This is a genomic window from Methylobacterium mesophilicum, assembly GCF_022179445.1.
In the GTDB taxonomy this organism is placed as follows: domain Bacteria; phylum Pseudomonadota; class Alphaproteobacteria; order Rhizobiales; family Beijerinckiaceae; genus Methylobacterium; species Methylobacterium mesophilicum.
Genome location: NZ_BPQU01000008.1, coordinates 79,067 through 102,949, shown reverse-complemented (window position 1 = coordinate 102,949; position 23,883 = coordinate 79,067). Strand labels below are relative to the sequence as shown.

Genomic DNA, 23,883 nt, shown 5'->3' with positions numbered 1-23,883 from the left:
ACCATGACGGGAGTCTGCCACCAACGTAAAGCGGGCAGCCTCAAAGAATTGAGTACAACTTGTAGGGTGTTGCTCGGGCGCATCGGCGGCTTCGGGCCGCAACTGCAACTGCTGTGATCTCGGTCGAGCGCCATCCGCGCCGCGCCAAGCACTCAGACACCTCGAAACACCCCCTTCCGCGTGGGGCGGTGTCGTGACTCCGTGATGGTGTCGGCGTTGGGGAGGCTCGGATGAGCGCTATCAGCGTCTGTCGGAGAACGGCGACCCGCTTGTGAAGCTCGCGGCTCTGATCGACTTCGAGGCGTTCCGGCCGAAGCTGACGACCACCCTGAAGCGGTCCGATGGATCGAAGGGTGGCCGCCTACCCTACGACTCGGTCCTCATATTAAGATCCTGGTCCTTCAGACGCTCTACACGCTGTCGGACGACGCCACCGAGTTTCAGATCTGGGATCGGCTCTCGTTCATGCGCTTCCTCCGTTTGGGCTTTGAGGATGCCGTGGACGACACCGAGACTGTGTGGCTGTTCCGGGAACACCTGACCCGGGCCGGCGCGATCGAGGAGCTGTTTGCAGCCTTCGATGGCTGGCTGAAGGGCAAGGGCTATCTGGCGATGTAAGGCCAAATCATCGACGCCTCGATCATCGCGGTGCCGCGCCAGCGCGACACCGATGCGGAGAAGGCGGATCTGAAAGAGGGCCGGATCCCGGAGACGTGGTCGGCCAACCTCAAAAAGTTCGCGCAGAAGGACTATGATGCCCGCTGGATGCTGAAGCGGGCCAAGGCGCGGCCCGCAAAGGCAGACGGCACGAAGGGCAAGGTCGAGATCGTCATCCCGATGTTCGGGTACGAGACGCACGCTTCGATCGACCGCAAGCACGGGTTCGTCCGCCGCTTCACCGTCACCAGCGCGGCCGCACATGAGGGGGCACAACTGGCGAACTTCCTCGATCCAGCCAACACGGCGAGCGACGTCTGGGCCGACACCGCCTACCGCTCGAATACCAACGAAGCCCATCTGACCAAGCATGGCCGGCGCTCGAAGATTCACTTCCGACGGCAGCCCGGCCACGAGTTCAAGGTCCGCTCGGCCGTCGACACGGTGTTCGCCGGCCAGAAGCTCCGCTTCGGCTTGTTCGTGTGTACCATCGGTCTGGCCCGCGGCCGGACCGAGATCGGGCTCGCCAACCTCGCCTAAAACCTCAACCGCTCCCTCTGGATGGAAGCCTGCCCGGTGGTGGCCTGAGGGAAGCCCGAGATCGGCTCCTAAGCCCACTCACGACCATCGCCAGACGGCCAGAACGTCGGTCCAATCACGCAAAAAGCTGCGGGCAGAATCAAACCGGCGGCCAAACCTCGCAATTGCGCGGTTCTTCGAGGTGTCCTTTGGAGGGCCAGCGATGACGCGCAGCGTTACGTCAGATGTTACGTCTGCAGTAGGCGTGAAAGCCCGGACAGGGCATTTCCGCATCTAAGTCTCTGATTTACTTGGTGGGCGCACTAGGGTTCGAACCTAGGACCCGCTGATTAAGAGTCAGCTGCTCTACCAACTGAGCTATGCGCCCGATCGCGTCTGCGACCCGCCCCGGTGGCCACCAAGTCCGTCCGGGGTGGCGGGCTGATACCAACGCATCCGGGGGCTGTCCACCCCCGGACGCGGGTTTTTTGCTATTCCGCTGCCGCGTGCTGTGCATGAACCCGCACGGCGTGGGCCGCGAGCTTGTTCAGGGCCGAGAGATACGCCTTCGCGGACGCCACCAGTGTGTCCGGGTCGGCGCCGCGGGCGGTGACGCTGCGGTCGCCGTCGCGCAGCCGCACCGAGACCTCGGCCTGCGCGTCGGTGCCGCCGGAGACCGCCTGCACCTGGTACAGTTCCAGCTCGGCCTTGTGCGGCACCAGGGCGGTGATCGCGTTGAACACCGCGTCAACCGGCCCGTTGCCGTCGGCCTCCTCGATCCGTGTGCCGTCCTCGTCGGCGATGCGCAGGGTGGCGCGCTGCGGGCCCCGCGTGCCGGCGATGACCGAGAGCGAGACCAGGCGGATCCGGTCATGGGCAGTGGCCAGGTTCTCGTCGACCAGGGCCTCGATATCCTCGTCGTAGACGTGCTTCTTGCGGTCGGCCAACGCCTTGAACCGCTCGAACGCGTCCTGGAACTGGTTGTCGGACAGGTGCAGGCCGAGGTCGTCGAGCTTGGAGCGAAACGCCGCCCGGCCCGAGTGCTTGCCCATCACCAGGGAGGTCTTGGTCAGGCCCACCGAGGCGGGCGTCATGATCTCGTAGGTCTCGGCGTTCTTGAGCATGCCGTCCTGGTGGATGCCGCTCTCGTGCGCGAAGGCGTTGCGGCCGACGATCGCCTTGTTGAACTGCACCGGGAAGTTGGTGGCGTGGCTCACCAGCTTGGAAGCGCGGGTCAGCATGGTCGATTCGATGCCGGTCTCGTAGGGCAGCACGTCGGCGCGGGTGCGCAGCGCCATCACGATCTCCTCGAGCGCGGCGTTGCCGGCGCGCTCGCCGATGCCGTTGATCGTGCACTCGACCTGCCGGGCGCCGCCCTCGATGCCGGCCAGCGAGTTGGCGATCGCGAGACCCAGATCATTGTGGCAGTGGACGGAAAAAACCGCCTGGTCGGCGTTGGGCACCCGCTCGCGCACGGACGCGAACATGTCGCGATACTCGGACGGCGTGGCGTAACCCACCGTGTCGGGCAGGTTGATCGTGGTGGCGCCGGCCTTGATCGCGGCCTCGACGCAGCGGCACAGGTAGTCGATCGGCGTGCGAGTCGCGTCCATGGCCGACCATTCCACGTCCTCGACGAGGTCGCGGGCTTGGGCGACGGTCTTGAGGATGATCTCCAGCACCTCGTCCTGGGTCTTGCGCATCTGGTGCGCGAGATGGATCGGCGAGGTCGACACGAAGGTGTGGATCCGTCCGCGCTTGGCGTGCCGCACCGCCTCGCCGGCCCGGGCGATGTCGGCGGGGATCGCGCGGGCGAGGCCCGCGATGGTGGCGCGTTTGGTCCGCCGGGCGATCTCCGAGACGGCCTCGAAGTCGCCGATCGAGGCGATCGGGAAGCCCGCCTCGATGATGTCGACGCCCATCGTGTCGAGGAGTTCGGCGACCGCGAGCTTCTCGTCGTGGGTCATGGTTGCGCCGGGGCACTGCTCGCCGTCGCGCAGGGTGGTGTCGAAGATGACGATGCGTTCGCGGGCGGTGGTGCTGCTAGTGGTGGTCATGGCTTTACCCTGTCGCGGGCCGCCCGGCGGAAGGCTCGGGGCGGCGGGGAGCCCAAAAGGGGCGAGGTTCGCGAATTCAAAAAATCCCCTGAAGGCCCAGGCGCGCGCGCCCGGACGGCCCTCAGGGGCGGGTAAGCAGAAGCGGAAGACGAAGCCGGGCACGATGCGCGCGCGACCGCAACGCCGGCGAAGCGGCGTGGGCGGTCTCGGACGCTGAGCCGGCTCTGGCCAAGGCTCGTCTCTCCCGGGTGAATTGCGGACGGCGTGAAGCGGCATCCGCGCGAAGGGCCGCAGAGGTAGCCCCCGCGTGCCGGAAACACAAGGGCCGCCCTCGCCCGCCGCCTTGCCAAGCGCGGTCCGCCCTCGATAAAGCCCGCCGGCACGTCGAGAGAGAACCCGCGAGACCGCCATGGCCAGCTACAAGCTCCTGCTCCTGCCCGGCGACGGGATCGGCCCGGAGGTCGCGGCCGGCATGGAGGTCGTGCTCGGAGCCCTGAAGGAGACCGGGCTCGCCGCGTTCGAGACCGAGACCGACCTCGTCGGCGGCTGCGCCCTCGATGCCCACGGCAGCCCGCTCTCGGACGAGACCCTGGCGCGCGCTAGGGCGGCGGACGCGATCCTGCTCGGCGCGGTCGGCGGCCCGAAATGGGCGGGCGTGGCCTACGAGAACCGTCCCGAGGCCGGCCTGCTGCGGCTGCGCAAGGATCTGGAGCTGTTCGCCAACCTGCGGCCGGCGATCTGCTATCCGGCGCTCGCCGACGCCTCGGCGCTCAAGCGCGAGCTGGTCGAGGGCCTCGACATCATGATCGTCCGCGAGCTGACCGGCGGCGTCTATTTCGGGGAGCCCAAGGAGATCACCATCCTGGAGGACGGCTCGAAGCGGGCGGTCGACACCCAGGTCTACACGACGGGCGAGATCGAGCGGATCGCCAAGGTCGCCTTCGACCTGGCGAGCAAGCGTTCCGGCCGGGTGGCCTCGGCCGAGAAGCACAACGTCATGAAGTCCGGCGTCCTCTGGAAGGAGGTCGTCACCAAGGTCCATGCCGAGCACTACGCCGAGATCGAGCTGGAACACATCCTGGCCGATAACTGCGCCATGCAGCTGGTGCGCCGGCCGAAGCAGTTCGACGTGCTGGTGACCGACAACCTGTTCGGCGACGTGCTGTCCGACCTCGCCGCGATGCTCACCGGTTCCCTCGGCATGCTGCCCTCGGCGTCGCTGGGCGCGGTGGACGACAGCGGCGTGCGCCGGGCGCTCTACGAGCCGTGCCACGGTTCGGCCCCGGACATCGCCGGCCAGGACAAGGCGAACCCGATCGCCATGATCGGCTCCCTGACCATGTGCCTGCGCTACTCGTTCGGCCTCGGCGAGGCCGCGGACGCGCTGGACGGCGCCGTCATGGACGCGCTGGCCGGGGGCGCCCGCACTGCCGACATCGCCGGCGAGGGCACCAATCCGATGGGCACCCGCGCCATGGCGAACGCCGTGGCGGACGCCCTGCGTGCCCGCGTCGGCTGAGGATCCGGCACCGTCCGCGTGATAGGACGCATGGCGGATGGGCGCGGCCTTCGCTATGACGCGCGGACGTGAGGAACGGGAGCGTCATGAAGGCCGGGGACGGGGCGACGGAGCGCGAAGGCGCGGATTTCGGTTTCGAGCGCGTGTCGCTCGACGAGAAGCAGGGGCGCGTCGACAGCGTCTTCCACTCGGTCGCCCGCCGCTACGACGTCATGAACGACCTGATGTCGGCGGGCCTGCACCGGGCCTGGAAGGCGCAGCTCGTCTCGATGCTGCGGCCGCCGCAGGGCAGGCCCTTCGCGCATCTCGACGTCGCCGGCGGCACCGGTGACGTGGCGTTCCGGGTGCTCGCCGCGGGCGGCCCGAAGACGCGGGTCACGGTGCTCGACATCAACGAATCGATGCTCCGCGTCGGCGCCGAGCGGGCCCGGGAGAAGGTCGAGGGCGCGGGCGACCGGATCGCCTTCGTCACCGGCAACGCAGAGACCCTGCCGCTGCCGGACGCCGCCTTCGACGCTTACACGATCGCGTTCGGCATCCGGAACGTGCCGCGGATCGAGACGGCCCTCGCCGAGGCGCGCCGCGTGTTGAAGCCCGGCGGCCGGTTCCTGTGCCTCGAATTCTCCGCCGTCGACATCCCGCTGCTCGACAGGATCTACGACGCCTATTCCTTCCACGTGATCCCGCGGATCGGCGCCCGGGTGGCCGGGGACGCCGAATCCTACCGGTACCTGGTCGAATCGATCCGGAAGTTCCCGAGCCGGGGTGCCTTCAGCGGCATGATCGAGCGTGCCGGTTTCCGTCACGTCACGGACCGGCCGCTCTCGGGTGGGATCGTGGCGATCCATTCCGGCTGGAAGGTCTCCTGATCTTGGCCCACAACGCTTTCCCCTCCCCCTCATGGGGAGGGGCTGGGGGTGGTTCAGACGGGACCGCCGCGCCGCATCCGGCACCACCTCCGGCTCCTGCCTGCAAGGGCTACGGGCGACACAGGTTTGAGGCACCAGGGTTGTTGCAGGCCGCGATGCACCCCCTCTCCCGTGCGGGAGAGGGTTGGGGTGAGGGACCAGGGTTCTCCGGAAAAGTCGCATCCCTCACCCTGTCCCTCTCCCGCACGGGAGAGGGGACCAGCGCCTTCTGCACGCACGATATGCCCGCGGCTGCGATCGAAACCAGGGTAGGCCGTAGCCGCAAGGAGGCGGAGAGGCCCGCCGAGGGCATGTCGGTGTCTCATCTTGCGAGCGTTCGGCGGGGCCTGGATGATACGATGGTGCGTCCATGATCGGCGCCGCGATCAACCTGTTCCGCGGCGCCCGGGTCGGCTTCGTCCTGGCGCGCGAGGGCGCGCTCGCCCTGGTCGATCCGTCGGAGCTGCCCGCGCATCTGCGCTTCGCGCTGAAGCTCGGACGGTCCCTGGAGCGCCGGGGTCTGGATGACGGCGCCGCCGGACTGTCGTCCGCGCTGACACGGCTCGGCCCCTCCTACGTGAAGTTCGGCCAGTTCCTGGCGACCCGGCCCGACATCGTCGGCATGCGGGCGGCCTTCGACCTGGAGCGGTTGCAGGACCGGGTGCCGCCGTTCCCGCAGGCGACCGCCCTGAAGGTGGTCGAGATGGCACTGGGCAAGCCGGTGCACGCGCTGTTCGTGTCGTTCAGCGAGCCGATCGCCGCCGCCTCGATCGCACAGGTCCACAAGGCCGTCGTGCAGGATGCCGACGGCACGCAGCGGGCGCTCGCCGTGAAGGTGATGCGCCCGGGCGTGCGCGAGCGCTTCATGCGCGACCTCGAAGTGATGCGCTTCATGGCCCGGGTGGTGCACGCCCTCTCCCCGCAGGCCGAGCGGCTGCGCCCGCGCGAGGTGGTGGAGATCCTCGCCCGCTCCGTGATGATGGAGATGGATTTCCGGCTGGAGGCGGCCGCCGCCTCGGAGATCGCCGAGAACACCCGGGACGACCTCGATTTCCGGGTGCCGAAACCCGAATGGGAGCTGACCGCCCGGGAGGTTTTGTCGGCCGAGTGGATCGAGGGTGTGCGCTTGCACAGCGCGGCCGAACTCGTCGCGGCCGGCCACGATCCGCAGGCGATCGGGCGCACGGTGATCCAGAGCTTTTTGCGGCAGGCGATCCGTGACGGATTCTTCCACGCCGACATGCACCAGGGGAACCTGCTGGTGGACGCCGAGGGCCGGCTGGTGGCGGTGGATTTCGGCATCATGGGCCGGCTCGGCCTGAACGAGCGCCGGTTCCTCGCTGAGATCCTGCTCGGCTTCATCCTGCGCGACTACCGCCGGGTGGCGAAGGTGCATTTCGAGGCCGGCTACGTGCCGGCGCACCATTCGGTGGAGGATTTCGCGCAGGCGATCCGGGCGATCGGCGAGCCGATCCACCAGCGCCGGGCCGACGAGATCTCGATGTCCAAGGTGCTGACGCTGCTGTTCGACATCACCGCCCTGTTCGACATGAGCACTCGAACCGAGCTGGTGATGCTCCAGAAGACCATGGTGGTGGTCGAGGGCGTGGCCCGCTCGCTGGATCCGCGCCTCGACATGTGGACCACCGCCGAGCCGGTGGTGCGCAGCTGGATCACCACGAATGCGGGCCCGCTCGGGCGCGCCCAGAGCGGCTTCGAGGCCCTGCGGGTGCTCTCCGGTGTGGTCGGCGACATCCCCGACCTCGCGACGCGGCTCAAGCGCGTGCTGATCCGCCTCGACGAGAGCGGGACCGGGGACGCGCAACGCTTGGAGCGCTTCGCCCGCACCGAGCGCCGACGCGCGCTCTGGTCGACGCTCGCCCTGTGGGGCATCGCGATCGGGGCGTTGGTGATGGCGTTCCGGAGCTTCTGATCGCCAGGATCGGCTGAAAACCCAACCGCGGTATCGTCCCGAGCGGGACGAGAAGCGATTCAATCCACCTCGGCATGCCCCGGCATCAGCGCCCGCAATTCGCGGGCGAGTTCGCTCAGGCCGGTGGTCCCCTTCGCCAGAACCCGGTCGGCCTGGCCGGCGAGGCGGCGGCGGTCCTCGGCGGTGATGTCCTTGGCGGTGAGCACCACCACGGGGATGTCGCGCCAGTCCGCCCGGGCGCGCATGGCCCGCAGGAAGCCGAAGCCGTCCATCTCCGGCATCATCAGGTCGAGCAGCACCAGGCAGGGACGCTCCGTCTCCAGCGTCTCCAACGCGCGCAGCCCGTTCTCCGCCTCGACCACGGGAAAGCCCTCGCGGCCGAGATAGGCGCAGAGGTGGGCGCGCACGTCCGCCTCGTCCTCGACCACCAGGATCGGGCCATCGACGGTCACCGGCCGGAAGCGGTCGATGACCTGGCGCAGGCTGCCCCAGTCGATCGGCTTTTGCAGATAGTCGGTCGCGCCGAGGGAGAAGGCGAGGTTCTGCTCGTCCAGAACCGTGACCATCACGATCGGCGTCGCGCCGATCTCGGGATCCGCCCGCAGGGCCCGCAACACCGCCCAGCCGTCCATCTGCGGCATGGTCACGTCGAGCAGCACCGCCCGGGGGCGCAGGGCGCGGGCGCGTTCGAGGCCCCGGCGCCCGTCCTCCGCCACCGCCACGGAAAACCCTTCCCGCTCCAGGAAACGGGCGAGCAGGTCGCGGGTCGCGGCATCGTCGTCCACCACCAGGATCGTCCGGCGGTCGCCGACGCCCGCGCCGGCCGCGTTCGCGTGCTCGGCCTCCGGGCCCTGGAACTGCGCCGGCAGGGTGAGCGTGAAGACGGTGCCCTCCCCTTCCCGGCTTTCCACCACGATGGCGCCACCGAGCATTTCCGAGAAGGCCCGGGTGATCGATAGGCCGAGGCCGGTACCGCCGAAGCGGCGGGTGGTCGAGGCGTCGGCCTGGGTGAAGCGCTCGAACAGGCGCCCGACCTGCTCCGCGCTCATGCCGATGCCGGTATCGGCGACCGTGAAGCGCAGAGCCTCCGCGGTGCGGGTGACCCCAAGCGTGATCCGGCCGTTCTCGGTGAACTTCGCGGCGTTGCTCAGGAGGTTGATCAGGCACTGGCGCAGCTTGGTCACGTCGGTGTGGGCCGTGCCGACATCCGCTGCGAGGTCCAGCGCGAGGGTGTTGCCCTTCTTGGCGATCAGCCCCTCGACGGTGGCGGCGACGTCGCGGACCACCTCGGCGACGTCGAAATCCTCAGCGTAGATCTCCACCCGGTCGGCCTCGATCTTGGAGATGTCGAGCACGTCGTTGATCAGGCCGAGCAGGTGCCGGGCGTTGGACTCGATCTTTTTCATGTCGGCGATCAGGGCCGCCTCGCCCAGATCCTCCAACTCCTCCTGGACCATCTCGGAATAGCCGATCACCGCCGAGAGCGGCGTGCGCAGCTCGTGGCTCATGTTGGCCAGGAACTGGCTCTTGGCCTCGTTGGCGGCTTCGGCCGCGGCCCGCGCCGCCTCGATGGCGGCCTCCGCTTCCTTGCGCTCGGTGATGTCGGTGTGGGTGCCGACCCATTCCCGCAGCGTGCCGTCCGCTTCGAGGATCGGCACGGCGCGCACGCTCATGTGCCGGTACGCGCCGGAGCGGGCACGCATCCGGTGTTCGGTGGCGTAGGGCTGCAGGGTCGTCACCGCGCGGGCCCAGTCGGCCTGGGTGTGGGCACGGTCGTCCGGATGGATCACGTCGAGGAAGCCGAGGCCGGCGTAGGCTGCTTCGTCCTGGCCGGTGAAGCGGCTCCAGGCGATCTGTCGCCGGTGCAGGCTGCCCTCCGGGTTGGCGGTCCAGACGATCGCCGCGCTGGCCTCGATCAGCGAGCGGAAGCGCTCTTCGCTGCGCTTCGTCCGCATCTCCGCGAGGTGGCGGATCGTGTCGTCGACCACGACCAGGCCCACCCCCTCGACGTCCTGCCCGCTGTCCGGCCCCGTCGCTTCGCCGCGCAGGGGGTAGAAGCTCATGGAGAACTGGCGGACGCCCCCGGGCGCCGAGGGCGTCGGGATCGCCACCGGCACGTTGGGCGAGACCAGGCCTTCGTTGAGCGCCGCCGCGAGCTTGGGCGCCAGCGCCTCCTGCAGCGTCGGCAGAATCGCCCAGATCGGGGCCCCGAGATCGGCCCCGAAGCCGCGCTCGCTCATGGTGGCGAGCGCCCGGTTCATGTGGCGGATCTTCAGGTCGCGGTCGAGGAAGCCGAGGCCCACGGGGGCGTTGGCCAGCACGCCGTCGAGCAGGCGCGACATGCGCAGCGATTCCTGCCGCCGCACCAGGGCGAGGCGGGCCAGCAGCACGATCGCGCCGAGCGCGGCAGCCCCCGACAGCAGGAACAGGATCAGCCCGCGCCAGCGCTCCCGGGCCTGTACCTCGCCGAGGTGCTGGGCCGTGATCGCCTGGCGGGCCGTCGCCTCCGCGCGGATCGCGTCCATCAGCTGCTTGCCCTCGCCGGTGCGGACGAGGTCGGTGGCCGCGTCGAAGCCCCGGTCCCGGCGTGCCGCGACCACCCGGGTGGCGAAGTCGCGCTTCTGCGCCACCAGCCCGGCGAGCGACGGGCCGCCGCTGCGGACCGGCTCCTGCGCAGTCGCCCCGAGGGCGGCGAGCTCGGTCTCGAGCTTGCCGAGCGCGACGGTGTAGGGCGTCAGGTAATCCTCGCTGCCCACCAGCACGAAACCGCGCTCGCCGGTCTCGAGGTCCTTGACCTCGGAGAGCAGCCGCTCGACCCCGGTGATCGTGGCGTTGGCCCGCGCGGTCGCGGCCCGGTCGGCCTCTCCGGCAATGTAGTTGGCTGTGCCCGCCGCGAGCGCGACGACCAGCAGGACGAAGGCGGCCGGCGAGCCGAGAAGCGGTCCGAGCGGACCGGCACCGCGCCAGTTCGGCCGCCGCAGGCGGAAGATCGAGCCGACTCCGGGGCGGCTCACGTCTCCACCAGCCCGGTGCTGGCACCCGAGGCCTCGGAATCGGCCCGTCCGTGCGGCAGGGCGAGGTATTCCCGCGAGCGCATCTCGATCAGGCGGGAGACGGTCCGATCGAACTCGAACGCCTCGCGCCCGGACTCCGCCGCGTAGAGGTCCTGCGGCTCGGCCGCCGCCGAGGCGACGAGCTTCACGTGCCGGTCGTAGAGGGTGTCCACTAGGGTGATGAAGCGCTTGGCCTCGTTGCGCTCAGCCTCTCCGAGCACCGGGATCCCGTCGAGGATCACCGTGTGGAAGGTCCGCGCCAGGGCCATGTAGTCGGAGGCGCCGAGCGGCTGCCGGCAGAGGTCGTCGAAGCCGAAGCGCGCGACGCCGTTGGCCTCCTCGGGGATCGCGACGTCGCGGCCCTGGACCTGGATCGTCGCGGTGCGGCCCCGCGCCTTGCCGGTGAGCCCCTTGAACGCGGCGTCCAGGGCCGCCCGGGCGGCCGCATCCGCCGGCACGTGATAGACGGCCGTGCCGCCGAGCTTCTCAAGGCGGAAATCGGTCCGCGAATCGAGCCGCACCACGTCCACCTGCTCTTTCAGCGTCGCTATGAAGGGCAGGAACAGAGCCCGGTTGAGGCCGCCCTCGTAGAGCCGGTCGGGCTCGACGTTGGAGGTCGCCACCACGATGACGCCGCGGCGGAACAGGTGGCCGAACAGGCGCCCGAGGATCATGGCGTCGGCGATGTCGGTCACCGTGAACTCGTCGAAGCACAGCAGGGTCGCCTCGTCGGCGAGCTGGTCGGCGACGGGGCCGATCGGGTCGTCGCCCTTCACGGTGCCGGCCTTCAGCGCCTGGCGGTAAGCGTGGATGCGCGCGTGTGCGTCGGCGAGGAACCCGTGGAAGTGGACCCGCCGCTTGGGTCCCGGCGCGGCCTCGTGGAACAGGTCCATCAGCATGGTCTTGCCGCGGCCGACCGAGCCCCAGATGTAGAGACCCTTGGGAGCCGGCGCCTCGTCCTTGCGCCGGAACAGCCATCCCAGCGCGCTGGTCTTGTTCGCACGCTTGCGGCGTCCGAGATCCTGGATCAGCCGGTCGAGGGCGCGCACCAGCTGTGCCTGGGCGGGATCCCGTTCGATGGCGCCGGTGGCGACCAGGGCCTCGTAGCGCTCATGGACCGGGCCGGGCGACACGGCGCTGGCTCGCGCCTCCGCGGATGGCGCGTGTTGCTTCCCGGATTGCTCGCTCACGCCGCCGGTCCCCTGAAACGCGATACGGCGCCGGACCGGCACCCCCGCCCCCGGTCGACCGTTCCCGCCGGGGCCGCAACCCTGTGCCGTGCAAGCTCGACGCGAATCAAGCCCGCGGACCGAGGCAACCTGGAACACGGCGTGCCGACCCGTTCCAGAAAGCCGGCGCATGGCAGGTCTCCCGCCAACGGGCTCAGTCATTTTGCTGCATTGCACAACGAGCTTGGGGATGCGAGATCAGCCTCGTCCTTCGGGAGGAACGTCCGGACCAACTTGCGCGACAACGCGCACAGACCGGAGACCCACCATGGCCGTTCGACACCTCGCCGTGTCGGCCCACACGGTCCGGCGCCTATGGCCGGCCGACCGCGATGCGGTCCTCGACTACTTCCTGCGCCTCGATCCGGAGGCGCGCGCGAATCGCTTCATGGGCAATGTCAGCAAAGCCGGCGTGCGGGCCTATGCCGCGCAGGCGCTTACCGCCGACGGCGTGATGTATGGCGCCTTCGTGGAGGGAGAGCTGCGCGGCTTGGCCGAGCTGCGGCCGATGGCCATCGGGGCCTCCCCCTACGGTCTCGGCCCGCGGGCGGAAGCCGCCTTCGCGGTGGAGCGCGCCTTCCGCCGCCAGGGCATCGGCGCGTCCCTGTTCGCCCGGATCGCCCGCGCCGCCCGCCATCGCGGCGTGGCCGACCTGCACGTCCGCTGCCTGTCCGGGAACGGGCCGATGCTGCGGCTGGCGGCCAAGCAGGGCGCAGCGCTGCAGCGCGCCGGGACCGAGACCGAGGGCGCGCTTCATCTCGCCCGGCCGACGCCGTTCTCGCTCTGGCACGAGACCATCGCGGAGGCGTTCGACTTCACCCTGGCGGTGAGCTTCCCGCACCGCGAGCGAGCCACCGCCTGAACGGCCTCAGCCGGCCGTGTCGCCGACCAGCGCGAAGGTCAGCACGTCCACGGATGCCGCCCCGCCGCGCAGCAGCGCACGGGACGCGGCATTGCAGGTCGCCCCGGTCGTCATGACGTCGTCGATCAACAGGATCTTCCGGCCGCGGATCCGGTGCGCCTGGGCGGCGTCCACCCGGAAGGCACCGCTGAGGTTCTCGGCGCGGGCCGGCCGGCTCAGGCCGACCTGCGAGCGGGTCGCCCGCACGCGGACGAGTGCGGACGGCTCGAACGGAAGGCCGGCGCCCCGGGCGATCACCCGGCCCAGAAGGGCGGCCTGATTGAAGCGGCGACGCCAGAGCCGCCAACGGTGCAGCGGCACCGGGACGACGCAATCCGCCTCGGCGATCAGGGCCCGGCCGCTCGCAGACATCATCCGGCCCATCACGCCGGACAGGTCGAGGCGATCCTCGTATTTCAGCCGGTGGACGAGGCGGCGGGCGACATCGTCGTAGAGCGCGACGGCGCGCGCACGTCCGAAGACCGGCGGTTCCGCGATGGCGCGGGGGGAAAGCAGAGGCCCAACGCCGAGATCCACCGCGAACGGCGTGCCGAAGCGCGGACAGAGAGGCTCCTCGATCAGCCGCAGGCCGGTCCAGCAGGCCGGACACAGGGCTCCGGGATCGGCCGTGGCGGCGCCGCAGCCGGCGCAGGTCGGCGGGTAGATCAGCGAAACGACCCCGCGCGGCAAGCCGCGCAGGGCCGATGCGACGGCCTTGAGAGCCGTCATTCGGGTCGCAAACGGGTGCTAGCGGGCCGAGACGGGACGCGCGCCCCGCTGATCGACCTGCTGGTCCATCTCCCGGGCCTTGGCGTTCGCCCGATGGCGACCGATGGCGCAGCCGGCGGCGGCACCCATCAGGCCGTGATGGCCGGCATAGTGGCCGGCGATGCCGCCGACGATCGCGCCCTTGATGCAGCCCTTCGCCTCGGCGCCGCCCGCGGCGGTGAGGGTGGCCAGCGCCATTGCGGCTCCGACGAGGATGCGCTTCATGACCTGCACTCCATAACGAATCTCGGCCTTGCGGCCAGTCGCAGCAGGAACGGCGACCCCGCCGAGTCGTTCCACCACGTTAGCCCGCCTCACGGCTCTGTGTGTGACGGCGATCGACCGGCTTCACAGGCGTCTTCGAGGATGCTGGCAGGATGGGTTCGAAAGCGCCATCTGGTTCGCCATGGATTCCCCTGCCGCCCTGTTCGACACCGCCCTCGCCCGCACGCGCCTCGCTCGAGCCGAGCGGAACGGCTATGCCGGCTTCCTGCTCGACCGCGTCGTCGAGGACATGGACGATCGCCTCGGGGCGGTGCTGCGCAATTTCGCGACGGTACTGGACCTCGCGACGCCGGGGGGCGGTGCCGCGCCGACACTTGCCGCGCGCTACCCTGAGGCCGCGCATCTCCGCTTGGCAGCCCTGCCCGCACCGGGCGGGAAGAACCTGATGATCGTCGGCGATCCGGAATTGCTGCCCCTGGCGGCCGGAAGCCTCGACCTCGCGGTCTCGCTGCTGGCGCTTCAGGCCGTCAACGACCTGCCCGGCACGCTGATCCAGCTGCGCCGGGCGCTGCGGCCCGACGGCCTGTTCCTCGGGTGCCTGCTGGGCGGCGCCACCCTCACCGAGCTGCGCCAGAGCTTCGCCCAGGCCGAGAGCGAGATCGAGGGCGGGATCAGCCCGCGGGTGGCGCCGTTCGCGGCGGTTCGCGAGGCCGGGGCCCTCATGCAGCGGGCGGGTTTCGCCCTGCCGGTGGCCGACACCGACACCCTGACGGTGCGCTATGCCGACGCGTTCGGGTTGATGCGGGATTTGCGGGCGATGGGCATGACCAACGTGCTCACCGAGCGCCGGCGCACGCCCCTGCGCCGGACGACCCTGGTGCGCACCGCGGAGGCCTACGCCGAGCGCTTCTCCGACCCGGACGGGCGCGTGCGGGCGACCTTCGAGGTGCTGTGGCTGTCGGGCTGGGTGCCGCACGAGAGCCAGCAGAAGCCGCTTCGGCCCGGCACCGCCAAATCACGCCTGGCCGACGCCCTCGGTACCGTCGAACTGAAGCCTGAACCCGGAAGAACGCCATGAAAAGCCCGAGCGCCGACCATCCGATCACGATCACGGCGGAGGCGCGCCGGGTGCGCGTTCTCGTGGCGAGCGTACCCGTCGCCGACACGCGTCAGGCCCTGCGCCTGAAGGAATCCAGCTACGAAGCGGTGTTTTACATCCCCCGGGCCGACATCCGGGCGGACCATTTCGTGCCCACTTCACGCACCAGCCACTGCCCCTGCAAGGGCGATGCCCGCTACTTCGACCTCGTGGTCGACGGCACGCGGCGACCCGAGGCGGTGTGGAGCTATGACGCGCCGTTTCCGGCGGTGGCGGAGATCGCGGGCCACGTGGCGTTCTATCCCGACCGGGTCGATGCCATCGAAGTGTCGGACGCGCCATAGCGGGCTGCCATCCCGTTCTCGGCATGATGGCGAAACGACTGAAGATCCTGCGTTGTCGGGCTATCGCGACGCTCGCGTTGGTCAACCGGAGCCGCTCAATCCCTGAGCAAACCCCAGAAGGCGTGCTTGCGGCCGTGATCACGTCGCAGCGCGTCCCGGTAGGCGGCCGGTGCCGGGCTGATTGAACCCGCATCGAGGCGCTCGGCGAGGCCGTCGAGTTCCAATAGGTAGCGGGCACCGTGCGTGTACGCGGCGCTCCGGCCGGCCTCGAGGATGCCGTCGAGCAGCCGCCGATACAGAATCGTGGCCGCCAGCGGATGATCCTGGACCAACGCGTCCGCGGCCGGGGCCAGCACGGAGTAGTGCTCGCCCTGCCAGACCTTTCGGTTCCTCTCGACCAGCGCGGCGGCCCGGGCGAGATCCGGCCAAGTTACCATGAAGGCGAGGGCCCTGTGCGGATTGGCGAAGGCTTCCGCGTGATCCAACGCTTTCAGGAGCGCTTCCTCGTCCTCGAAATCCGGGAGCTTGGCCAGGTAGGCGCGCAGCATCGGGACATCGAGGTCGCGCTCGAAGAGAGCCCAGCGCAGGTCTTGCGCCGCATCGCTCCGGCCCAGCGCGTCGAGGATGTCGATCTCCAGCGCCTGCCGCTCGCGCTCCGGACCACGCGGATCGTAGCCGGCGATCAGGTCGGCCCGCGTCACGATGCGCGGACCCTTCTCCCGCTTGCGCCGGATCCAGTCCAGGGCCTCCTCGAGGCGGCCGGCAGAGAGCAGCCGCCGCGCGATCGACACGCGGTCCTCACCACCCGAAGCGATCTCCGTCTCGATGGCAATGAAGGCATCGGTGTCGTTGCGCCGGTCGGCGATCACCTGGCGCAGGCGCAGGATCTGGCCGCGGGCGGCGATTCGGCGGTATGCAGCCTCGTTCCGCGCTTCGCCGCCCTTCGCCATCCCGGAAGCTGCCTCCGCGAGGGCAGCATCGATTTCCGAAAGGGCGTCCTCGTCGAGGGTCGGGGTCATCTCGCGGAGCAGAGTACCCAGGGGACCGAACGGGTCGGTCGTGAATGGGCCGACGAGGCTGGTAGCGAGTTGCGCGGCCGCGGCTGGCGGCAGGTTGGCTGCTGTCTCCACGAAGGCGTCGCTGGCTCGCTCGTAGACGCCCTGCACGGCACCGGTGCTGTCGTCGACCCGGTTCAGCACGGCGTCGGCGCCGTCCAGGAACCGTCGGAGCCGTTCCAGGGCGGCGCCGGCATCGAGGGGGCGCAGCTCGTCGACGATGACGGTCACGGTGGTGTTGAGATCGGCCGCGAAGGCCCTGCGCTTCTGCCAGTCGATGTAGCCCTGCGCAGATTCCAGTGCGGTCAGACGCCGGTCGATCATCGCGGCGACGGCATCCGGCCCCTGCAGGGCGGCGAGCGCCGCGGTGACCAGCTTCTTGAAGGTGGGGTTGCGCGCGGTCTCGCCCAGGATGAGACCGATGAGACGATCCGGCCCGAGGGCAGCCAGCGTCTCGGGCGACGGGGTGGTGCGGCGCGCGCCTTTGGGTCTCGCCCCCTTCGGAGACGCCTCCGGCTTCGGCGGGGCCTTATGCCCCGCCCCCCGCGTCATGGCCCTCGCGCGCGCCATGGTACTGCCCGTCGATCCGCCGGATCGGCCTAGTCGACGACCTTGGCGCGGGGGCGGTCGCTCCCCTGCGCGGTCTCGTCGTGCCAGCTGCCGGCCTTGTCCTGGTAGCGGATGCCCTCTGTGGAACCGGGAACCTGCTGCTCGGCGGCGGCGGCCTGGGCTGCCTGAAGCGCCTCCTCGCGGCTCGGAAAGGTCTCGGAGAACACGTCGCCGACCTTGTAGGCGAAGCCGCCATCGTGCTCGACGATGCGATAGGTAACCTCGGACATCTCGACTCCTGTACGCGCTTGGATTCGTTGAGCGCGAACACATCGCGCGCCGCCGGGTTCCCGACCGGCCTCCGATCCGCCGGAAAGTCGAGCTATGGGCGGCCCATGATGACGACGCTTCGACCGATCCTGGCCCTCGGCCTCCTCGTTGCTTCGACGAATGTCCACGCCGAGGAGGGCTTTTTCGACTCCCTCTTCGGCGGTTCTTCGCGGTCTGCGCCGCCGAACCCGTTCGCTTCGAATTACCCGTCGGCGCCTCCGAGCCCCGACGAGGTCCGGATCGAGCGACAACGTCAATCGGTCCGGGGCGAGCGTTCGCGCGGCCGTGGACCGGTGCCGCCTGGGCGGGTCCCCGAGGAGTAGCCGGCTCTCGGTTCAGGCGTCGCCGACGACGCCGGCCGCGTCCTGGGCCTGGAGCACGTCGGGGCGCGGCATCGAAATGATGTTGAAGCCGGCATCCACGAAATGGACCTCGCCGGTGACGCCGCCCGAGAGCGGCGACAGCAGGTAGAGGGCGGAGCCGCCCACATCGTCGAGGCTGACGGTGCGGCGCAGCGGAGCATGGGCTGCCTGGTGGTTGAACATCAGGCGGGCGTCGGCGATGCCGGCACCGGCCAGCGTCCGCATCGGGCCGGCCGAGAGCGCGTTGACCCGGATCCCGTCCGGGCCGAGATCGCTCGCCAGGTAGCGTACCGAGGCCTCCAGCGCGGCCTTGGCCACGCCCATCACGTTGTAGTTCGGCATCACCCGGGTCGAGCCACCGTAGGTGAGGGTCAGCAGAGAGCCGCCGGTCTTCATGCGCTTGGCCGCGCGCTGAGCGATCTCGGTGAACGAGAAGCACGAGATCGTCAGGGTCCGGGCGAAGTTCTCGCGGGTGGTGACGTCGACGTAGCGGCCCTTGAGCTGCGCCTTGTCGGAGAAGCCGATGGCGTGGACGACGAAATCGAGTTCGCCGTCGAAGCGCTCGTCGAGGGCCGCGAAGGTGGAATCCACCGAGGCAAGGTCTTCCACGTCACAGGGCATGACGATATCGGAATCGAGCCGCGCCGCCAGCGGCGCGACGCGCCGGCCCAGTGCCTCGCCTTGATACGTGAAGGCCAGGCGGGCGCCGTGGGCGTGGAGGGTCCGGGCGATGCCCCAGGCGATCGAGTGATCGTTGGCGACGCCCATGATCAGGCCGCGCTTGCCCGCCATCAAACCTGTCATGCCGACTCACATTCCGTACGAGCACGCCGCCGCCGAGGACCGGCGACGGGTCGCGATGCGATTGTCCGGATCGCGACGAAGGTGCCTTAACGCGGCTTGCCGCGCGATCCAAACCGCACCGACCTCCGCATCGGGCAAAAAAAAGCCCCGCCGGCGGGCGGGGCGTTCATCGTGGGGTGGAAAGACGGCCTAGAAATACCCGTCCGTATGAGAGCGGGCTTCCTCGATGAGCGCCTGCTTGGCGTAGATCGCCGCGAAGCCTGCGATCATCAGGCCGCTCAGTGCTCCGATCAGGAACGTACCCATCGTCACCACCCCATTCAACGGACGGTCAACGCCGCCCCCGTCGCGGTGGTTCCGAAAAGAGACAGTCAAGCGTCCACGTGCTTCAGCACCAGCGTGGCGTTGGTGCCGCCGAAGCCGAACGAATTAGTCAGGACGTGGCCCAGCTTGGCCTCGTCCCGGCGCTGGCGCAGGATCGGCATGTCGGCGAAGGCCGGATCGATCGTGTCGATATGGGCGCTCTCGCAGATGAAGCCGTTCTCCATCATCAGCAGGCTGTAGATCGCCTCCTGCACGCCGGTGGCGCCGAGCGAGTGGCCGGTCAGCGACTTGGTCGCCGAGATCGGCGGGCAATCCTCCCCGTGGCCGAACACCTCCCGGATCGCCTCGATTTCCTTGTCGTCGCCGACCGGCGTCGAGGTCGCGTGCGGGTTGATGTAGTCGATCCGGGCACCCTTCAGGCCTTCCATCGCCTGACGCATGCAGCGCACCGCGCCCTCTCCCGAGGGGGCGACCATGTCGTGCCCATCCGAGGTGGCGCCGTAGCCGGCGACTTCGCCGTAGATCCGCGCGCCGCGGGCCTTGGCGTGCTCGAGTTCCTCGAGAACCAGCACCCCCGCGCCCCCGGCGATGACGAAGCCGTCCCGGTTGGCGTCGTAGGCGCGCGAAGCCCGGGCCGGGGTGTCGTTGTACTTCGACGACATGGCGCCCATGGCGTCGAACAGGGACGACAGCGTCCAGTCGAGGTCCTCGCAGCCGCCGGCGAAGATGATGTCCTGCCGGCCACCCTGGATGATCTCGGCGGCGTTGCCGATGCAGTGGTTGGACGTCGCGCAGGCCGATGAGATCGAATAGTTCACGCCGCGAATCTTGAACCAGGTCGCCAGTGTCGCCGAGGCGGTCGAGGACATCGCCTTCGGGACCGCGAACGGACCGATCCGCTTCGGGCCCTTGTCGCGGGTGATCGCGGCGGCATCGACGATGATCCGGGTCGAGGGACCGCCGGAGCCCATGATGATGCCGGTGCGCTCGTGCGAGATCTCGGCCTGCTCCAGGCCGGCGTCGCGGATCGCCTGATCCATCGCGACATGGTTCCAGGCGGAGCCGCCGCCGTGGAATCGCATGGCGCGCCGGTCGACCACGCCCTCGGGATCGAGGCTGGGCTTGCCGGAAACCTGGCTGCGGAAATTGTGCTCGGCGTAGCTCGCGTCGCGCGCGATGCCCGAGCGTGCCTCGCGCAAGGAGGTGAGCACCTCCTGCGTGGTGTTGCCGATGGATGAGACGATGCCCATCCCGGTGATGACGACGCGGCGCATGGTCGTGACGATTCCTCCGTCGCGGCATCGGTCGCCCGGGCCGCGTCCCGGTCAGCTAAGGTGACGCGGACATAATCTCAACTGCCGAGGGCGCCGGGCGTTGCCGCCGCGATGCGAAAGACGCCCCCGGACCGCGGCTCGATCAGCTCTGGAACAGGCCGACCCGCATGTCCTGGACCTGGTAGACCCGCGCACCGTCGGCCTCGAGCCAGCCGTCGCCGATGCCCAGCACCAGCTTGCCCTGGCGGACCCGCTTGACGTCCACGTTGTAGACGACCTTCTTCATCGACGGCAGCACCTGACCGGCGAGCTTCACCTCGCCGACGCCGAGCGCCCGGCCGCGGCCGGGGGAGCCGAGCCAGCCCAGATGGAAGCCGAGCATCTGCCATAGGGCGTCGAGCCCCAGGCAGCCCGGCATGACCGGGTCGCCCTGGAAGTGGCAGGGGAAGAACCAGAGGTCGGGGCGGATGTCGAGTTCGGCGGTGACGTGGCCCTTGCCGTGGGCGCCGCCCTCCTGGCCGATACTGGTGATCCGGTCGAACATCAGCATCGGCGGCAGCGGCAGCTGCGCATTCCCGGCGCCGAAGAGTTCGCCGCGCCCGCAGGCCAGTAGATCCTCATAGGAATAGTGCGACTTGCGGCTCGCGGCCTGGTCTGGCGTCTCGGCGTCTTGCGGCATGAAGGTCGCTGTTTCCTCTGGATTGTCTTGGCGGGCGGACACACGATACGCGACAGGCGCCCGGTCGTTCGGCGCGCGGGTTAGCACGGGGCGCAGCACCTTCAAAGCCGTCAACGCCTTCGGTGGGTGTGTGAGCCGGCTCGGGTTGCGACCGCATGTCCACTTCCGTATAGTATGACGAATCCCATTCCTTCAGGGTCCTCGTCGAGCGTTCAGTCCCGAAATGTCCGAACTGCTGCCCCTACAGGCGATCCTCAACGGCCGGGTCCCCGCCCCCCAGCTGGAAGCCAACGGCATGCCGCGTCGCGGCTGTCCGCTGTCCGATCTGCGCGACCGTCTGCGCAGGGCCGGCCTGCGGCCGACCCGTCAGCGTCTGTCCCTGGGCTGGCTCCTGTTCGGCCGCGGCGACCGGCACCTGACCGCCGAAATGCTGTACGACGAAGCCATGCGCGCCAAGGTGCCGGTCTCGCTGGCCACCGTCTACAACACGCTGCATCAGTTCACCGAGGCCGGTCTCCTCCGCCAACTCGCACTCGACGGTTCGAAGGCCTATTTCGACACGAACCCGAGCGAGCACCACCACTTCTATCTCGAGGACGAGAATCAGGTGATCGACATGCCGGATTGCGGCATCACGGTCGATTCCCTCCCCGAGGCCCCCGAAGGCATGGAGATCGCCGGGGTCGAGGTGATCGTCCGCCTGCGTCGCAGCCGCCCGGCTTCCCGCCGCCAGAGCTGAGTTCTTTCGGGGCGGCTTCAGCCGCTTGCCCTGACGTCGAGCCGCCCGGTTTCGGGCGGCTTTTTTGTTGCGGTTCGGTTCTGGCCGGAAGAGTCGCGGGTCCCCTCTCCCGTTCGAGATAGGGACAGGTAGAGGGATGCGAACTTTCCGGAGAGACCTGTCCCCTCACCCCAACCCTCGCCCGCACGGGAGAAGCGGCGCGTCACGGGCTGCATGAGCTGGGTATGAGCATCTCAGCGCGGGCACGGGACGAGGCCTAAGCCGCGCTTCGCGAAGGCGATCGCCGGCCGGTCCTCAACCGAGCCGCAGCAGACCGTATCACGCACCGACATTCCACCCCCTCTCCCTCATCCTGAGGCGACGGAGCGTAGCGGAGGCCTCGAAGGAGGACTCCAGGCCGTGCGCGGGTTCTGGAGGGCTCCTTCGAGGGCGACGCTGCGCGCCGCCACTTCAGATGAAGAGGTGGGTGGGAGGCGCGGCGCAGATGGGCTCGGCGGATCAAGCCGAACGGCGTTGCCGGGCGCCCCTCCCGAAAAACCGAAAAACCGAAAAACCTACTCCACCACTTCGTTCGGATACACGCCCCAGAGGCGGTTCTGGCGGATGTAGCCGTCCACGTCCCGGCGGTTCGGCAGGGTCACAATCATTCGGCACCAGCCGCTGCTGCAAGTCTTCACGTTGCCGATCACGCCGGTCTGGAGCCGCGCCTCGTCCGCCGCGCCCTCGTCCGCTTTAGCGCGTAGCGAGATCGCGGCCTTCTCGGCGCCCTTGTCGGGCCCGGCATTGACGATGGCGGTCCGGCGCCCAGAGAGCAGCGAGTGCAGGACCCAGCCCTCCGTCCCCTCCGAATCGCGGATCCGCCGCCAGGTCTCGAACTCGCCGACGATCTCCACCGGCAGGCCGGCCCGCTGGAACACCCACAGGGTGCGGTGATCCTTGGAGGGACCCTCGCGCAGGTTGACGCGATCGGTCTTCAGGCTGGCATAGCGCGGCAGCGGCAGCTTGGTCACGGGGCCGAGGCCGGTCTCGGGCGTTGCGACCGGCGGGGCCGCGGCGGACGGGGCGAGGCCGGCCAGCAGGAGCGCCGCGACGGCGAAGCTCAGGCGTGACGCGCGCATGGTCTTCTCCCTTTCCCGGGTCGTGGTGCCGTACGGAACCGCCTCGGGCCGATCCGCGCGGTCGGTTGATGATTCATCCTACGAACCGGCAAGATCTCTCGAACCGGCAAGTCCCGTTCGGGACGCGTCCCGACGGGCGCAGGATATCGACGGGACGGCCCGCCGATGCGCGGATCCCGCCGGCATCCGATTGTGTTCCAGCCCACCTCTGGTAGAGAGGCCGATGGGTCGGAACAGGCTCCGGGACCGGTGCCTCGCACCCGACCTGTCTGGCCGAGTTCGGTTAACGGACGCTTGCCACGGATTGTCCGGAACGGGGCCGCCGGGCGGGGATCGCCAACACGGCCGCGAGGCTGACGGGGAGAGAGACGTGTCGAAGCGCAAGCCGCTGGTGGTCGTGACGCGGCGCCTGCCGGATGCCGTCGAGACGCGGATGCGCGAGTTGTTCGACGTTCGCCTCAGTCACGACGATGCCGCGATGCCGGCCGACGCCCTCGCGGCGGCGCTGGGCGAGGCCGACGTGCTGGTGCCGACCGTCACCGACGAGATCGATGCCGGGTTGCTGGCCCAGGCCGGCCCCAACCTGCGGTTGATCGCCAATTTCGGCAACGGCGTCGATCACATCGACGTGGCCGCCGCCCTGGAGCGCGGCATCACGGTCACCAACACGCCGGGCGTCCTGACCGAGGACACCGCCGACATGACGATGGCGCTGATCCTCGCGGTGGCCCGCCGGGTGACCGAGGGCGCGCGGATCATCCCGGACGACGACTGGACCACGGGGTGGTCGCCGACCTGGATGCTCGGGCGGCGCATCACCGGCAAGCGGCTCGGCATCGTCGGCATGGGCCGGATCGGCCAGGCGCTGGCCAAGCGCGCCCGCGCCTTCGGCCTGCAAGTCCACTACCACAACCGCCGCCGGGTCCCGGCCGCGATCGAGAGCGCGCTCGACGCGACCTACTGGGAATCCCTCGACCAGATGCTCGCCCGGGTCGACATCGTGTCGGTGAACTGCCCGCACACCCCGGCGACCTATCACCTGCTCTCGGCCCGGCGGCTCAAGCTGCTGAAGCCCGAGGCGATCGTCGTGAACACCGCCCGCGGCGAGGTGATCGACGAGAACGCGCTCGCCCGGCTGATCGAGGCCGGCGACGTCTCGGCGGCCGGCCTCGACGTGTTCGAGCAGGAGCCGGCGGTGAGCCCGCGCCTGGTGAAGCTCGCCCGCCAGGGCAAGGTCGTGCTGCTGCCGCATATGGGCTCGGCGACCTACGAGAGCCGCACCGACATGGGCGAGAAGGTCATCATCAACATCAAGACCTTCATGGACGGCCACCGGCCGCCGGACCGCATCCTGCCGAGCATGCTCTGAGCGTACATTCGGAAACACCGCCTTTGTCTTTCCGGGGCCGCGCAGCGGAACCCGGAACCCATAGCCGC

At 69.5% G+C, this 23,883-nt stretch carries 19 protein-coding genes, 1 tRNA gene and 1 pseudogene; 9 read left to right on the top strand and 12 right to left on the bottom strand.

Annotated elements, in window-relative coordinates:
• Positions 1-247 precede the first annotated feature (247 nt).
• A pseudogene (locus MFF40_RS11035) lies at positions 248-1,197 on the top strand (IS5 family transposase).
• 291 nt (positions 1,198-1,488) lie between these two features.
• On the opposite strand, the gene MFF40_RS11030 reads toward MFF40_RS11035, so the two are convergent.
• Together MFF40_RS11030 and MFF40_RS11025 are read right to left on the bottom strand one after the other, a co-directional pair.
• Positions 1,489-1,564 (bottom strand) — tRNA-Lys (locus MFF40_RS11030).
• A gap of 103 nt (positions 1,565-1,667) precedes the next feature.
• Positions 1,668-3,233, bottom strand: a complete 1,566-nt coding sequence (locus MFF40_RS11025; protein WP_238260388.1) for a 2-isopropylmalate synthase — start codon at positions 3,231-3,233, stop codon at positions 1,668-1,670.
• A 409-nt stretch (positions 3,234-3,642) separates the two neighbouring features.
• Here MFF40_RS11025 and leuB point away from each other — a divergent pair, with 409 nt between their 5' ends.
• From leuB to ubiB, 3 genes are all read left to right on the top strand, one after another.
• Entirely contained in the window at positions 3,643-4,752 is a 1,110-nt protein-coding gene (gene leuB, locus MFF40_RS11020; RefSeq protein WP_238260387.1) for a 3-isopropylmalate dehydrogenase, read from the top strand.
• Between the two features lie 86 nt (positions 4,753-4,838).
• Complete coding sequence (gene ubiE, locus MFF40_RS11015) at positions 4,839-5,621, top strand: bifunctional demethylmenaquinone methyltransferase/2-methoxy-6-polyprenyl-1,4-benzoquinol methylase UbiE (protein ID WP_147853575.1); 783 nt, start codon at positions 4,839-4,841, stop codon at positions 5,619-5,621.
• Positions 5,622-6,030: 409 nt separating this feature from the next.
• The gene (gene ubiB / locus MFF40_RS11010; RefSeq protein WP_147897314.1) at positions 6,031-7,593 is read left to right on the top strand and encodes a 2-polyprenylphenol 6-hydroxylase; all 1,563 of its coding nucleotides are present in this window, start codon (positions 6,031-6,033) and stop codon (positions 7,591-7,593) included.
• 59 nt (positions 7,594-7,652) lie between these two features.
• Here ubiB and MFF40_RS11005 read toward each other — a convergent pair whose 3' ends face one another.
• Both MFF40_RS11005 and zapE read right to left on the bottom strand, forming a co-directional pair.
• Positions 7,653-10,607, bottom strand: coding sequence for a response regulator (locus tag MFF40_RS11005; protein WP_238260386.1), 2,955 nt, complete (start codon positions 10,605-10,607; stop codon positions 7,653-7,655).
• Positions 10,604-11,836 (bottom strand): cell division protein ZapE, encoded by a 1,233-nt coding sequence (gene zapE / locus MFF40_RS11000; protein ID WP_238260385.1) that lies wholly within the window; start codon positions 11,834-11,836, stop codon positions 10,604-10,606. Before zapE ends, MFF40_RS11005 begins: the two co-directional genes overlap by 4 nt.
• A 307-nt stretch (positions 11,837-12,143) precedes the next feature.
• Here zapE and MFF40_RS10995 point away from each other — a divergent pair, with 307 nt between their 5' ends.
• Positions 12,144-12,737: a GNAT family N-acetyltransferase gene (locus MFF40_RS10995; protein ID WP_147897316.1), complete on the top strand. Its 594-nt coding sequence runs from the start codon at positions 12,144-12,146 to the stop codon at positions 12,735-12,737.
• 6 nt (positions 12,738-12,743) lie between these two features.
• On the opposite strand, the gene MFF40_RS10990 is transcribed toward MFF40_RS10995, so the two are convergent.
• On the bottom strand, positions 12,744-13,505 hold the full coding sequence (locus MFF40_RS10990) for a ComF family protein (protein WP_147897317.1): 762 nt from the start codon (positions 13,503-13,505) through the stop codon (positions 12,744-12,746).
• Positions 13,506-13,523: 18 nt separating this feature from the next.
• A complete protein-coding gene (locus tag MFF40_RS10985) occupies positions 13,524-13,769 on the bottom strand; it encodes a hypothetical protein (protein ID WP_147854778.1) in 246 nt (81 codons plus the stop codon).
• Between the two features lie 181 nt (positions 13,770-13,950).
• Here MFF40_RS10985 and MFF40_RS10980 point away from each other — a divergent pair, with 181 nt between their 5' ends.
• Both MFF40_RS10980 and MFF40_RS10975 read left to right on the top strand, forming a co-directional pair.
• On the top strand, positions 13,951-14,847 hold the full coding sequence (locus MFF40_RS10980; protein WP_147897318.1) for a methyltransferase domain-containing protein: 897 nt from the start codon (positions 13,951-13,953) through the stop codon (positions 14,845-14,847).
• The gene (locus tag MFF40_RS10975; protein ID WP_238260384.1) at positions 14,844-15,212 is read left to right on the top strand and encodes a DUF427 domain-containing protein; all 369 of its coding nucleotides are present in this window, start codon (positions 14,844-14,846) and stop codon (positions 15,210-15,212) included. Before MFF40_RS10980 ends, MFF40_RS10975 begins: the two co-directional genes overlap by 4 nt.
• A gap of 95 nt (positions 15,213-15,307) precedes the next feature.
• Here the strand turns inward: MFF40_RS10975 and MFF40_RS10970 are convergent, their stop codons facing one another.
• The 5 genes from MFF40_RS10970 to fabA form a co-directional block, all read right to left on the bottom strand.
• Positions 15,308-16,837, bottom strand: a complete 1,530-nt coding sequence (locus MFF40_RS10970; RefSeq protein ID WP_238260383.1) for a DUF6880 family protein — start codon at positions 16,835-16,837, stop codon at positions 15,308-15,310.
• Positions 16,838-16,866: 29 nt separating this feature from the next.
• Entirely contained in the window at positions 16,867-17,106 is a 240-nt protein-coding gene (locus MFF40_RS10965; RefSeq protein WP_147854774.1) for a DUF2188 domain-containing protein, read from the bottom strand.
• A gap of 375 nt (positions 17,107-17,481) precedes the next feature.
• Positions 17,482-18,312 (bottom strand): enoyl-ACP reductase FabI, encoded by an 831-nt coding sequence (gene fabI / locus MFF40_RS10960; protein WP_147854772.1) that lies wholly within the window; start codon positions 18,310-18,312, stop codon positions 17,482-17,484.
• 371 nt (positions 18,313-18,683) lie between these two features.
• Positions 18,684-19,910 carry a beta-ketoacyl-ACP synthase I gene (fabB, locus tag MFF40_RS10955; protein WP_147897321.1) on the bottom strand — a complete coding sequence of 409 codons (1,227 nt, stop codon included), beginning with the start codon at positions 19,908-19,910 and terminating at the stop codon, positions 18,684-18,686.
• Between the two features lie 142 nt (positions 19,911-20,052).
• On the bottom strand, positions 20,053-20,589 hold the full coding sequence (fabA, locus tag MFF40_RS10950) for a 3-hydroxyacyl-[acyl-carrier-protein] dehydratase FabA (RefSeq protein ID WP_147854770.1): 537 nt from the start codon (positions 20,587-20,589) through the stop codon (positions 20,053-20,055).
• Between the two features lie 223 nt (positions 20,590-20,812).
• Here fabA and irr point away from each other — a divergent pair, with 223 nt between their 5' ends.
• A complete protein-coding gene (gene irr / locus MFF40_RS10945) occupies positions 20,813-21,328 on the top strand; it encodes a Fur family transcriptional regulator Irr (RefSeq protein WP_147854769.1) in 516 nt (171 codons plus the stop codon).
• A 554-nt stretch (positions 21,329-21,882) separates the two neighbouring features.
• On the opposite strand, the gene MFF40_RS10940 is transcribed toward irr, so the two are convergent.
• On the bottom strand, positions 21,883-22,446 hold the full coding sequence (locus MFF40_RS10940; protein ID WP_147897322.1) for an SH3 domain-containing protein: 564 nt from the start codon (positions 22,444-22,446) through the stop codon (positions 21,883-21,885).
• Between the two features lie 370 nt (positions 22,447-22,816).
• Between MFF40_RS10940 and MFF40_RS10935 the strand changes: the two genes are divergently transcribed.
• Positions 22,817-23,815, top strand: a complete 999-nt coding sequence (locus tag MFF40_RS10935) for a 2-hydroxyacid dehydrogenase (protein ID WP_147897323.1) — start codon at positions 22,817-22,819, stop codon at positions 23,813-23,815.
• Positions 23,816-23,883 lie beyond the last annotated feature (68 nt).